Consider the following 13,456-nt stretch of genomic DNA (forward strand, 5'->3'; position numbering starts at 1 on the left):
GTTTTCGGGAAGTTTTTACATAAAAGAGGACGTGTACTATGGTTAGAAATATTAGTTATCTTTTGTTCATGTATGCTGCTTCATTAGTCATAACCGGGTTGTTCCTTCTTTTTCATTTCCCATTACCATGGATATTAGGACCACTGATTGCTGTATTTATCTTAAATTGGTTAATAAAGGAACCACTTACACAGAACAAAACGATCTTGAACATCAGTTTTTTACTTACTGGTGCACAAATTGGATCTACTTTTACTTCGAATACTTTAAGTAAAGTGATTCCTTATTTTATTCCATTTTTAATCATTACGTTATTACTCATTTATCTATGTATGAAAAGCGGAGAATTATTAGCTAAATATGCAAACATGGAATCATCAACTGGTGTGTTAGGAAGTATTCCCGGCGGATTATCCGTTATGGTAGCTATGAGTGAATCGATGAATGCTAATACTGGTTTAGTAGCCATCTTTCACACGATTAGACTAATGGCCGTCCTATTTCTTGTACCGCTGATGGCATCATTTATGTTTGCACAGACAGATGCACAACAAATGCTGACTGACACTGCAATTGCATTAAATGGTTGGACAGTATTGTTGTATCTACTACTATTTGGAATCGCATACCTGTTGCGCTATAAAATTCCGGCACCATATGTCCTGATTCCTATGTTGGTTATAGCAAGTCTCAAACTGCTATCTGTACCAGTCAGTGATGTACCGGTGAGTTTATATCATGTCGCTCAATTGTCAATCGGTATTCACTTAGGCTTATCCATAACAATATCAGACATAAAAAAAGCGGGAAATTTCTCCTGGATTTTCTTCCTATTCACTTGCATTATTATCATGATATCGACTGTTCTTGGATATATGTTTGCTATCATGTCTGACCTCAGTTTCGCTACAGCAATGCTGAGCCTAGCACCAGGTGGATTGGTAGAGATGGCCATTACCGCTGGTGAAGTAGGGGCAGATCCATCGATAGTAGGGTCACTGCAATTGGTACGACTGTTATTTATTATTTTGGTACTTCCTTTTATCTTTAAAAAAATGACCTCCTCATTCCGTAAACCATAATAATATTATGTTAACTTGGTGAAATTCCTTGTGTAACAGCCAATAAATGTTTATGATAGAAGGGAAGGAGGGACATAAATGATTCACCAAAATTGGGAAAACAACCGTACAATTAAAAAAATTAAATGTGTCCATACTAATGCTAAAAAATATAAAGTAAATTCTGTTTTATCCGAAGGAGCAATATATGAAGTAAAAAACGAAACAGAGGAATTTTATTTTGTTATTGATAATACCAATCGAATAGCTGGATTTAAAAAGGATTATTTCGAAATTGTCTCATAATGTTTATTAATTGAATATATTGGGAAAATATATATAATAGGGATTTTATACTATATAATCGTATAAGTTTTTACTATAAGCAAAACGAAGCTTTTTCCGTAAAGCTACCCTCGTATTGTTTATGTAAACTGATAGACTTTTCAAAGATTCTCCATAGGAGCTGATAAAATGAAAAGAATTCTTTTGATCCGTCATTGTCAGGCTTTAGGCCAACACAGTGATTCGCCTCTATCAAAAAAAGGCATTCAGAAAGCATATGAATTGGCAAGACAATTAGAAAGACTTAGCTTTCCAATAAACCGTATTATTACGAGCCCTTATTTGCGTGCTCAAGAAAGTATCAAACCTTTTGCTGCCCGCCAAGGCATTCCAGTAGAAACTGACGAGCGACTAAAGGAACGGTTGCTAAGTGAGCAGCCTGTAGATGACTGGATCGATATTTTAGAAGAATCTTTTCAAAACTTCCATTTTAAGCTTCCGGGTGGGGAATCATCAAGCGAAGCATATCAACGAGCAGAACAGGTTTTAAATGAGTGCATGAAAGATGAGGTAAATGAGAATATTATTATTGTGACACATGGCAACTTGCTTGCACTTATGTTGCAGAAATTTCATGTTGATTTTGGGTTTCATGAATGGAAAACTCTTACCAACCCAGACGCATTTTTAATTCAGCGTATTGGTGGCGAATATATTACCGAAAGAATTTGGGAAGAAAAGCAATCTCACTTTTATTAATATGATTTGCAAACTCAATGAAATAAGCTATAATGGTATTCGAACTTTAAAAGTTGTGATAGAATGTGTATGTATAGAGATACATAACGATTAATCGTTAAAGGAGGGGACCGTCTTGGCATTTGTAATTACTTCACCTTGTAAAGAAGAAAAAGCAGGCGAATGCGTAGAAGTTTGCCCTGTAGATTGTATAGAAGAAGGAAAAGATATGTTTTATATCGATCCTGATATTTGTATCGATTGTGGTGCATGTGAAGCTGTATGCCCAGTAGAAGCGATTTATATGGAAGATGAAGTACCAGATAATGAGCATGAATATATCTCATTAAACCGCAAGTTCTTTGAGGATAATTAAACCATACAAATTGCAAAACCGCTATAACAGAATAGCGGTTTTTTAATACTTAATTTCAAACTTCTGAAATGCAGTTTCTACATCCTCTTCTGTAATTTCAATATTTTTCACTTTTGCAAAGAAGGAGGGACCTTTTCTTACTTGCATCAAAAATGCGTCAACTTTATTATCTTCACCTTGTGCTTTGATTTCTACGGAGCCATCATCACGATTCTCCACCCATCCCATAACATCGGTCTCGACCGCTACTTGTTGCGTGAAAGCGCGAAAGCCTACACCTTGTACTCGACCCGAAACTATTACATGTACTTGTCTCAATATAATCACCTCTTTCCTATGATAGTATCATTGTAAATTTCACAATTCAAAGTTAACGAAAGGAGTTATAAATGAAAACGCTCAACAAAAAGCAAATAGATGACTTTAAAATCGGTCACAATCAAAACCAAACTGCCTTAACTGGATGTACTGTAATTATTTGTGAAGAAGGAGCCGTAACTGGTGTTGATGTAAGAGGAGGAGCACCTGGCACTAGGGAAACGGATTTATTAGCTTCAGAGAACATAGTGGAGAAAGCTCATGCTACATTTCTGGCTGGGGGAAGCGCTTATGGATTGGATGCTGGCGGTGGTATAATGAAATTTCTTGAGGAAAAAGAAATCGGCTTCGATGTACAGACGACAAAAGTGCCAATTGTACCTGGTGCTATTCTTTTTGATCTCGGTATTGGCAATGCCAAAGTACGACCCGATCAGGATATGGGATTTAAGGCTTGTGAGAATGCTTATCAAGATGAGAAATTGTTTGGAAATATTGGTGCAGGGACAGGTGCAACGATTGGAAAAGCTTTAGGACCTGAATACAGCATGAAAGCTGGGATTGGCTATGCTTATGAATTAGGTCCCTTACAAATTGCAGCTACAGTTGCCGTTAATGCAGTGGGTGATGTCATCGATCCATCAACAGGCAGACAAATAGCAGGAATATTCGACAGAAAAAAGAATCAATTATTATCTACCTCTGACATATTATTATCAAAAGCAGAACAATCATTTAATCAAAATGGTTATTTTGGTAATACAACGATAGGTACAATTATGACGAATGCCAAATTAACGAAAGCACAGGCGAATAAAATCGCTTCGATTGCGCAAGATGGCATTGCCAAAACAATCGATCCATCGCATACAATAATGGATGGTGATACCTTATTTACTATGGCCTCTAACAAAATAGAAGTAGATCCAACTATCATTTGTATGTTAGCCACAAAAGTTGTAGCTGAAGCCATTATAGATAGTGTTAAAAAAGCAAAAACTACTTTAGGTTATCCTGCTGTCCAAGATTTATCGCTATAACTGATTGGAGTGTAGAAAATGGATAAGAAAAAATGCCTTATATTTCTAATACCTTTTATTGTTTTGGGACTAGTACTTATTTATTTTCTTCCTAGGAGTCATAATCATTATGCATTACTCACCATTTTTGTTTTCTGGATCATGTATTACGGATGGGTGTACTATAAAGTGAGACTATGATCAGGAGAGTTTTACAGACGTTTAGCGCCGTGATAATAAAAATAGACGTAAATAGTTCATAACAGCATTTCTCAGTTGAGAAATGCTGTTTAATTTTGATATAACAACTTACTATGTGATCAAAATCACTGTTTTCTCCATTATTTTTTCATATGATAAGAAACGGACAAAAAAGGTAGGTGGTAGAGAATGACAGAGATAGTTTCATATGCTAGAAATTTAGAGGAAGCAACACAATTAGTGCAAGTAGCAAATGTTGATGCAATTATTTGCGGTGAAGAGCGATTTGGATTAAGAAGTATTGGTAATGTTCGTTTCGAAGAGATTCTAAAAATAAACCATTTTCTTAAGCTCCGAAGTAAGAAATTATATGTATTAGTAAATGCTATTTTTCATGACGAACGTTTAAAAGAGTTAAAAGATTATGTAGATAAGCTTAACGACCTACCAGTTGATGGAATTATTTGCGGTGATCCATCTATCTTTACAATTCTACAAGAAAAAAACATACAAATTCCGATCCATTGGAATCCAGAAACATTAGCAACCAATCATGAAACATTTAAGTTCTGGCAGGATATCGGTGTAACACGTGCTGTTTTATCTAACGAATTATCTTTAGAAGAAATAATAGATATTAATCAGTCATTAGCAATTCCGATCGAAGTGCAAGTGCACGGAATGACATGTATTTTTCAGTCCAAAAGAAAGTTAGTTCGTAATTATTATCAAAAAATAGATAATGATTGGAATCCAGAAATCGTACGCTATGTAAAACAAGCGAAAACAGATCACACTCACTATCCGATTTTCGAAGATAGTAATGGTACACATATAATGAGTACAGAGGATGTATGTATGCTAAGGTATCTGCCGCAGCTCTTAGATAATCGAATCAACTGTTTACGGATATATAATATTTTCAAAACCATTGACTATAATGTACAAGTCTCCCGGGTATATAAGGAAGCGGTAGAGGGCTACTTAGCTGATCCAAATCAGTTTCACCAACTTATTGGTGGCTGGGAACAACAAATTTTATCGATACAACCAGCTAAACGTAAGTTGGGAACTGGATTTTATTTTAAAGAACAGATTTATTAGTGAGGTTGATAGAAATGAAAAAGCCAGAATTATTGGCACCAGCAGGTGATTTAGAAAAGTTGAAGTTCGCCATTCATTATGGAGCGGATGCCGTCTATATCGGCGGTAAACAATTTGGTTTGCGAGCAAAGGCTGGAAATTTTGATTATAAAGATATGAAAGAAGGGGTAGATTTCGCTAATAGTTATGGTTCAAAAGTGTATGTAGCAGCTAATATTATTGCACATAATGATGACTTATCAGGTGTTGAACCTTTTTTTGAGCAACTAGCAGATATTGGTGTACATGCAGTCATTATAGCTGACCCTTCTTTGATTAGAGTGTGCCAAAGAGTTGCACCAGAATTAGAGATTCACTTAAGTACGCAAGCATCTGTTACTAATTGGCGCAGTGTGCTATTTTGGAAACAACAAGGAATCGAAAGAGTAGTCTTAGCCAGAGAAGTATCTATGAAGGAAATAGAAAAAATTAAAGAAAATGTTGATGTAGAAATTGAGACATTTATACATGGTGCTATGTGTATTTCCTATTCTGGCAGGTGTGTTCTTTCCAATCACATGACAGACCGTGATGCTAATCGAGGTGGATGTGCGCAATCCTGCCGTTGGAAATATGACCTTTTTGAAGATGGAAAAGATGATACAAATGTATCTGAAACAAACGAACTTGCTTATACGATGAGTTCCAAAGACTTATCAATGGTTGAACATATTCCGGAATTAATTGAAAATGGTGTAGATAGCTTAAAAATCGAAGGTCGCATGAAAAGCATTCATTATCTCGCTACAGTTGTCAATGTGTATCGTAAAATAATTGATACTTATATGAAAGATCCGGTACATTTCAGTATAGATCAAGAGTGGATTGATGAAATCTGGAAAGCAGCACAACGCTCTTTAACTACAGCATTCTATTATAAAGATCCTAGTGAAGAAGATCAGTTATTTGGTAAACCTGAACGGATCCCGAAATATAACTTTTCCGGTTTAGTGTTAGATTATGATCATCAAACACAATTAGCAACCATCCAACAACGAAATCCATTTAAAATCGGAGATGACGTTGAATTTTTTGGACCAGATTTCTATCGATTTCAGCAAAAAATCACTTGGATGATCGATGAAAACGGAAATAGTATCGATATAGCAAAACATCCTATGATGAAGGTAAGAGTGAAAGTAGACAAACCTGTTAGCTATTTTAATATGATGCGCAAACAACGGTGAATTTGGGATATTCCTCTTTATTTTGGTTATGCTAGAAATAATATTTTAAAAAAGGGGATTTCTTATGCATCAATCGATTTGGTTAGCAACAGATGTTAGACGCTTTTCTGCTTTGAATGAAAGCCTTCAAACCGAAGTCACCATTGTTGGTGGTGGGATTACCGGTGTTTTATCCGCTTACCTTTTGTCTCAAAACGGTATGCGTGTTGTGTTACTAGAAAGGGGCAGATTGCTTCATGGAACGACCGGACATACAACAGCAAAAGTAACGGCGCAACACGGTTTAATCTATCATGAAATACTGGAACATTTTGGTTTAGAAAATACACAAAAGTATTATCAGAGCCAAGTTGAAGCAATCCAATTTATTAAAGATACTGCTGATCACTATCAAATCCCATGTCAATTTGATCACCAAGATGCCATTTTATATACAAACAGTGAACAAAATCAACAAAAATTAGAGGAGGAAGCAAAAGCTTATCACAAATTGAAGATTACCGGAGAGTTAAAGGATAGCATTCCTTTTTCTATCCCACTCAAGTCGGCGTTAGTAATGTATGAGCAAGCGCAATTCCATCCAACTGATTTTCTCAAAGTAATGATCGATAAGATACTGGAAAATGGCGGCGAAATATATGAAGACACGACAGCAGTAGATATTGATTATCAAAACAAAGTGATCGTAAGGACAGCTCGCAACCATAATGTCTTGTCTGACCATGTTATTATTGCTACACAATTTCCTTTCTACGAAGGGCAAGCATTTTACAGCACCAGAATGTATCCTTCGAGATCATATGTTCTAGGCTTAACATCTAATCAGGATTATCCTGGTGGGATGTATTTAGATATTGATCAACCGAAACGATCAATTCGTTATGTAAAACATGAAAATGAAACCGTTTGGTTGTTAGGTGGAGAATCACACAAAACAGGGCAATATCATAAAGAAAATACTGATCCGTATCGTGACTTGCAGCATTTTGGTTCACAATACTTAGACGTAAAGGATTGGCAATATCAATGGTCAACACAAGATTTTACTACGTTAGATAAAATTCCGTATGTCGGTTCATTGAACAGAAGACATCCTAATGTATACATTGCAACTGGATTCCGCAAATGGGGTATGACCAATAGTGTTGTAGCGGCACATTTGTTAACAGATCTCATTATGGATAAAGATAATCCGTACAAAGAGCTGTATCAGCCACAGCGTTTTCATGCTGATCCAGATGTAAAGAAATTTATCAGTTACAACTCCAATGTAACTAAAGAATTTGTCAAAGGAAAACTAGATGTAAAGAATGAACAAGATAACTTAGAATCAGAAACAGCTGTAAAAAGAAAACGCAACGGACAAATTGTAGGAATTTATAAAGATGAACAGAATCAAGTACATGCTGTCGATACAACATGTACACATCTTGGGTGTGAGTGTAACTGGAATCAAGCTGAAAAAAGTTGGGATTGTCCGTGTCATGGATCAAGATTTTCATACGACGGTACAATTATTGAAGGTCCAGCAACTAAACATTTAAAGAAAATCGATCTGGAAAATTAAATTCTGTCTCAATATCTCAAGTATACTTTTTGTTTGAGATATTGAGACTCTCTTTTGCCATTACTTCCTATAATATATATTATGTAAACTAATAAATGAAAATTAAGATTCATACTAAAGTTTGTTTTGTTATCTCCAGATAAATAGTTTGACACGTTATTTCTCTTAAGGCTGTTGCCGTACTTCCCCTCTCTTTCACTATGTAAAATAACAAACTGAACATTTAACTCTTCTCGTACTAACCTGATTAATGTTAGTTTGTAGTCACGTATTTACTAATTCTTCATTTTTTTATGTATGATACAAGTGTTATTTACTTTTTACACGTTAGCCAGTTAGCTTACTCCGTTTATATATTAGCCGATAATAGTTCCTCTCTTCCTGTTCTTCCATTCCATAATATAGTCAAAATATACTATTTTAGAGTAAAGATAAGGAAGTCTATGATTACTTATGGTATTCTATAAGAAATTGTAAATTGTTAGGATGTTGCTTTTGGATATAAGAAAGTTAGAAGCTGAAATTCGTTCGTTGCAGAGCCGATTGTATGAATTAGGAAATGAAACAAATCAGTACTCTATCGGGGAAATTTTAAAGCTTAGTAAACAGCTAGATGAGAAAATTATCCTTTATCAGAAATTGAAACTACGTAATAAAAACAAGTAAAATTGTCACATTCTTAACTAATTTGTTACAATTCAAGTATAGTTTGTGTTACAGCTAGCAGCTAGGAGGAATTCAATGAATGATTTTGATACTTACATACGAGCTTCTAAAAACAAATGTGAAACGACCTATAATATGATTCCTAATGAAGTTCCTTTTTTAAAAGTTGGACTTACTAAACAAGAGTTACAAAATCGAAAGCAAAGATTTGTTAAAGAATTAAGTGTTGTTCAACACTTTATGCAAAAGCTAATTCAATATATGGAAGGTATTCCAACATTGATTATTACGACAGATAATCAAGGGTATATATTAGATATTTACGGAGATCAGAGTATTAAAGAAATGGTTGATTCCCTTGGAATAACGCTAGGGGTTAGATTTAACGAAAAGGATGTTGGCACAAATTCAGTTTCGTTAGCTTTAGAACACCAAAAACCAATTGCAATAATTGGCAAAGAGCATTTTCATGATTACTTATCAGAAGCTGCATGCTATTCCTCCCCTTTTTGCTTATCAACTAATGGTAGTTTAGTTGGTACTGTTTCCATGATGACAACCGTTAACTTTGCTAGTAACTTTTATCTCGGACTTTTGTCATCAGCTGTTGATACAATTGAGCGGGAAATTCAACTTCAAGAACAAAATCACCAACTCCATTTGTTGAATCAAATATTGATAGATTCGACCCCTATAGGTATAGTAATGACAGACAAAAATGGTGATTTACTAGAATTTAATTCTAGTGCAGAAGAAATAATCGATATTAAAAGAGATGAAGTAATGGATAACGGAATGGAACAAATTGGCCAAATAGGTGAATATACTAATTATGTTCTGGAGACGGAGAAAAAAGTAGAGAACGCTGAATTTTCGTTCCAACTGAGAGAAAGCGATTACTCTAAAAAACTCCTGCTCGATGTGTTACCTCTTTTTGATGAAGGCCAAATGATTGGCGCCTTTGCTCAATTTAGAGATATGACTAATTACCACGAATTACAACAGAAGCTTATAGAGTCTGAAAAATTATCTACAATAGGTAAGCTAGGGACCGAATTAGCACACGAAATTAGAAATCCTCTCACATCCATTATCGGTCTCACCCATCTAATGAAAGAAAATAAATATAAAGCTGAATATCTTGATATTATTACTGCTGAATTAGAACGAATGGACAATTTAGTGAATCAATTTGTCTCATATGGCAAGCCATCTACTATTAATCGTGTAAGCTGCTGTTTACCTGATCTTATTCGTGAAACTGTTGAGTTAATGAAAAATAATGCCCGTCTTCATAATGTCAACATATACGTCGAATGTTCAGTAAAAGATGTCGAAGTTTATATTGATAAATATAAGATCAAACAAGTACTGATTAATTTTATGAAAAACGCCTTTGAAGCTATGCCTGACGGCGGAAATATTTGTCTTGAGACAGAATCAGACTTAAAAAATAATGAGGTTCACATCTCTATAAAGGATGAAGGAATAGGGATGACAAAGGAACAAGTGAATAACTTAGGTAAACCTTTTTTCACTACTAAAGAAAATGGACTTGGCATGGGATTACCGATTTGCTTTGATATCATACATGCTCATAACGGAAGAATCGAATTTAATTCTGAGAAAGGAAAAGGAACTGTAGTACAATTAGTCCTACCTCAAAATAATGAATAAGAAAGGAAAATCGATGATGAAAAAAGTTTCAACAGTATTGGTAGAAAACCTTAACCGGTTAGGGATTACTCATGTATTTGGAATACCAGGTAAAGCAATCGTACCATTATTAGTTGAATGTGAGCATCAGGATATACAATTTGTGCTTTCCAGACATGAATCTGGAGCGGGTTTTGCTGCAGCTGGCTATGCACTGAAAAAAGGGATAGGTGTAGCTTTAGGCACATCTGGCCCCGGAGGAACTAATCTTTTAACAGCTGCTGGCCAAGCGAAAGCTTATCACTCCCCTACTTTGTTTATCACCGGACATCCATCAGCAAAGGATACAGGTAAAGCACAAGGTCAAGACTCTTCTATATTTGGTACTGACCTTGTCAAAATGTTTGAAGCTGTCACGTTATTTAGTGCTCGGGTTGACAGAGGCGACCAATTAGAACTTTTGTTTAAGCATGCGATTGAAAAAGCGACTTCAGGTATAAAAGGACCAGTCCATCTGTCCATACCGATGGATATTTTACAAGAAGAAATTCCAGCATTTACAGTTGATGTGCCAATTTTTAAGTCTACTGTAGTATCCAATCAATTGGATACTGTCATCACCAATCTAAACGAGGCAGAAAAACCAGTTCTATTTCTAGGGAAAGGTGTCCACCTATCACGAGCTTATGAAGAAGTAAGGTGGTTGGCAGAACAATGGCAAGTTCCAGTTATGACTACTCCCGGTGGTAAAGGGACATTTCCAACTAATCATCCGCTATCTTTAGGTGCATTTGGGTTGGGAGGTAATGAAAAAGCAACTAGGTTCCTTGAAGATAGAGTCGATCAAATGATTGTAATTGGTAGCAAACTTAGTGATATGTCCTTAGCAGGTTTTTCAGAAGCAGTCTATCCGAAACAGCTCATTCAATTTGATTTTGATCCTACTTTTGTACAAAAGTCCGTTCCGCTTCCTACTTTATATATTCAAGGAGATATTAAAGCTAATTTAGTTGAACTTCAACGGAAATCTAGAGTTAATAGTGTAGAAATACAAAGGACTCCCCGCTATACCGAATATCTTGAAGAAAATGATGCTCCTTCAGATATTAATGAAAATGAAGCCTATCTATCTGCGAAAGAAGCAATTAAAGAAGTTCGAAAATACTTACCAAAAGATTCAATACTGTTCGGAGACGATGGGAGTCATACTTTTTATGCCATAAAACACTACGACATTTATGAACCAGGAACTTTTTATTTCGATGATGTGTTTGGAACAATGGGACATGCAATTGGATATTCTATCGGTGCAAAATTGGCTTCACCAGAAAAAACGATTGTATGCTTAACAGGTGATGGTTGTACGTTTATGCATGGCACTGAAATTGCAACTGCAGTTGATCAAAATTTACCTGTTATTTATATTGTATTTAATAACATTGCTCTTGATATGGTAGATAAAGGAATGAGAAAAATGATTGGACACTCTATTGGCGCTACGTATCGACATGCATTAGATGTTACATTGTTTGCAGAATCTCTAGGAGCTACATCTTATTCTTGCCGTAATACAGAGGATATTAGAAATGCTATTATTCAGGCGCTTAAAACAGATAATGGTCCAACAGTTGTTGAAGTAATGGTTGATCCAAATGAAACTCCCCCGATTTTAAATAGGGTTTAGACGAAAAATTTCTGTTTTTGCTAATTTTACCAACTTCATGTTTCCATTTAAGGGGCTTTCAATACAATTTATCAATTTTCAACGTACTATTCTAAGTATACTAAATGTATAATTAGTGTCATGATATGCTGAGTTGATACCATTTTTTTCTCTTAAATCTTTTGGCACATACTTTGTTTTTAAAGTAATGTCAAAATCTGATTTAAATGGAAATGGAGTTATTCTAATTTCATTTTTACTTCTCCACTCAGCAGTATATTGTTGACCATTTATCCATGTATCAAACCCATTAACAAACCAGTGATGCTCTTCATTTTTGGTCGCCCCTTCCTCGTTTAAACAAACGTAAAGAGATAATTCATCTAAGAAACGCAATAATCGGTAATGCTGTGAAATCACTTTATCGTTGAGATCAGGGTATTTCGTTTTTATTTGTTGTTGTCTTTGCTGTTCATTTTTCATGTAGTCTTTGCAATCCTGTTGTTCAGACTGGCGGATATCCCCGAATGAAGTATAGTGAATACTACATAACAAGGCAGCATACAGATTGATCTTTCCTACTTCATCAATTCCCTTTTTATACATCGTTATTTTAGGCAAAAGAGGATAATCTGTAAATGAATATGGAGAATTTTGCTGATCATTCCAAATGGGAACTTCGTCCAATCTAATCCAGGCACGATCATGCTCGGTTATAGAAAGGATAACAGCGTCTCTATAGTTAGTATGAATAAAAAAGTCATCTCTGAGCTGCTTTGCAAGGTCTCCTGAAAATTCAGCATGGTGATGCTGTGTTGTCATTTTAAAAAATTCCCCTGTATCTAAAATGATCATCATTCAACCTCCCATGTATATGTTTTAAAATAAATACGAACCTTTGTATACAATCAAAAGATTATTGTGATTCCATGTTTCTAATATATTCGAAAGCCTTTGCGGGTTGAGCATCTTCGAGCCGTCTGCGAATTAATTGAACACACTCTTTAGAAGAATGTAACGAAGTATCAACTTCTATGTCATAAATACCAGGTACATGGACAAGCTGTTGCCATAAAGTAACTGGTTTTGGCACCGTACTATCATTGTTGTAACCTACGTTCCATGTCTTTATTCTTCTTTCCATAACAACGTCTATGGGACAACGGACACCTACGAACCAAACAGGAAAGCCTTCTAGTATCTTGGTACATTTTTGAAGAATGCCTAGATGAACAGAATATCCTTCATGATGACCTACGTCCATCACAACGTTTAATCCTGAACGACTAAAAGCTGCTGTTGCTTCATACATAGCTTGATACATCGTACTGACAAGTGGCTCAAGATCCGGGCGTTCACCTCCAGGTCGTAAACCAATGCCAGGCATAAATTGATCTGGAGTCATTTGCATAAACTGATCAACACCTAAGTTCATCCATACACCTTCAAAAGTGTTCTGAATACTTAATGCAATGCTGGACTTACCAGACCTTGGCGTACCGTTTAGGATTATTATATTTCCGTATTCATTTTCTTTCAACAACTATTCCTTCCTCCTTTTTTCTGTATTGTTTCA

The 13,456-nt window shown here is 35.4% G+C and carries 14 protein-coding genes; 11 read left to right on the forward strand and 3 right to left on the reverse strand.

Translation table 11 applies throughout. The annotated features are described in order from the left end of the window. Positions 1-38 precede the first annotated feature (38 nt). From D569_RS0117770 to D569_RS0117785, 4 genes are all read left to right on the forward strand, one after another. Complete coding sequence (locus D569_RS0117770) at positions 39-1,082, forward strand: AbrB family transcriptional regulator (RefSeq protein WP_018933785.1); 1,044 nt, start codon at positions 39-41, stop codon at positions 1,080-1,082. A gap of 78 nt (positions 1,083-1,160) precedes the next feature. Beyond that, positions 1,161-1,367, forward strand: a complete 207-nt coding sequence (locus D569_RS0117775; RefSeq protein WP_018933786.1) for a DUF6501 family protein — start codon at positions 1,161-1,163, stop codon at positions 1,365-1,367. A 168-nt stretch (positions 1,368-1,535) separates the two neighbouring features. Beyond that, the gene (locus tag D569_RS0117780) at positions 1,536-2,105 is read left to right on the forward strand and encodes a histidine phosphatase family protein (protein ID WP_018933787.1); all 570 of its coding nucleotides are present in this window, start codon (positions 1,536-1,538) and stop codon (positions 2,103-2,105) included. A 115-nt stretch (positions 2,106-2,220) separates the two neighbouring features. Continuing rightward, positions 2,221-2,460 carry a ferredoxin family protein gene (locus tag D569_RS0117785; RefSeq protein WP_018933788.1) on the forward strand — a complete coding sequence of 80 codons (240 nt, stop codon included), beginning with the start codon at positions 2,221-2,223 and terminating at the stop codon, positions 2,458-2,460. Positions 2,461-2,502: 42 nt separating this feature from the next. Here the strand turns inward: D569_RS0117785 and D569_RS0117790 are convergent, their stop codons facing one another. Beyond that, a complete protein-coding gene (locus D569_RS0117790; protein ID WP_018933789.1) occupies positions 2,503-2,778 on the reverse strand; it encodes an acylphosphatase in 276 nt (91 codons plus the stop codon). A 71-nt stretch (positions 2,779-2,849) separates the two neighbouring features. On the opposite strand from D569_RS0117790, the gene D569_RS0117795 reads away from it, so the two are divergent. The 7 genes from D569_RS0117795 (at position 2,850) to D569_RS0117830 (ending at position 11,901) form a co-directional block, all read left to right on the forward strand. Continuing rightward, positions 2,850-3,818 (forward strand): P1 family peptidase, encoded by a 969-nt coding sequence (locus tag D569_RS0117795; RefSeq protein ID WP_018933790.1) that lies wholly within the window; start codon positions 2,850-2,852, stop codon positions 3,816-3,818. A gap of 369 nt (positions 3,819-4,187) precedes the next feature. After that, positions 4,188-5,102: a peptidase U32 family protein gene (locus D569_RS0117805; RefSeq protein ID WP_018933792.1), complete on the forward strand. Its 915-nt coding sequence runs from the start codon at positions 4,188-4,190 to the stop codon at positions 5,100-5,102. 14 nt (positions 5,103-5,116) lie between these two features. Next, a complete protein-coding gene (locus tag D569_RS0117810; protein ID WP_018933793.1) occupies positions 5,117-6,328 on the forward strand; it encodes a peptidase U32 family protein in 1,212 nt (403 codons plus the stop codon). A 64-nt stretch (positions 6,329-6,392) separates the two neighbouring features. Further along, entirely contained in the window at positions 6,393-7,895 is a 1,503-nt protein-coding gene (locus D569_RS0117815) for an FAD-dependent oxidoreductase (RefSeq protein ID WP_018933794.1), read from the forward strand. Between the two features lie 486 nt (positions 7,896-8,381). Continuing rightward, positions 8,382-8,561, forward strand: a complete 180-nt coding sequence (locus D569_RS23125; protein ID WP_033405150.1) for a Spo0E family sporulation regulatory protein-aspartic acid phosphatase — start codon at positions 8,382-8,384, stop codon at positions 8,559-8,561. 75 nt (positions 8,562-8,636) lie between these two features. Then, positions 8,637-10,238, forward strand: a complete 1,602-nt coding sequence (locus tag D569_RS0117825) for an ATP-binding protein (protein WP_018933796.1) — start codon at positions 8,637-8,639, stop codon at positions 10,236-10,238. 16 nt (positions 10,239-10,254) lie between these two features. Then, a complete protein-coding gene (locus D569_RS0117830; protein WP_018933797.1) occupies positions 10,255-11,901 on the forward strand; it encodes a thiamine pyrophosphate-binding protein in 1,647 nt (548 codons plus the stop codon). A 78-nt stretch (positions 11,902-11,979) separates the two neighbouring features. On the opposite strand, the gene D569_RS0117835 is transcribed toward D569_RS0117830, so the two are convergent. After that, positions 11,980-12,738 carry a DUF3891 family protein gene (locus tag D569_RS0117835; protein WP_026287377.1) on the reverse strand — a complete coding sequence of 253 codons (759 nt, stop codon included), beginning with the start codon at positions 12,736-12,738 and terminating at the stop codon, positions 11,980-11,982. 58 nt (positions 12,739-12,796) lie between these two features. Then, complete coding sequence (locus D569_RS0117840) at positions 12,797-13,423, reverse strand: chloramphenicol phosphotransferase CPT family protein (protein ID WP_018933799.1); 627 nt, start codon at positions 13,421-13,423, stop codon at positions 12,797-12,799. Positions 13,424-13,456: the final 33 nt, after the last annotated feature.

Origin of the sequence: Gracilibacillus lacisalsi DSM 19029, assembly GCF_000377765.1 — a bacterium.
Classification (GTDB): Bacteria; Bacillota; Bacilli; order Bacillales; family Amphibacillaceae; genus Gracilibacillus; species Gracilibacillus lacisalsi.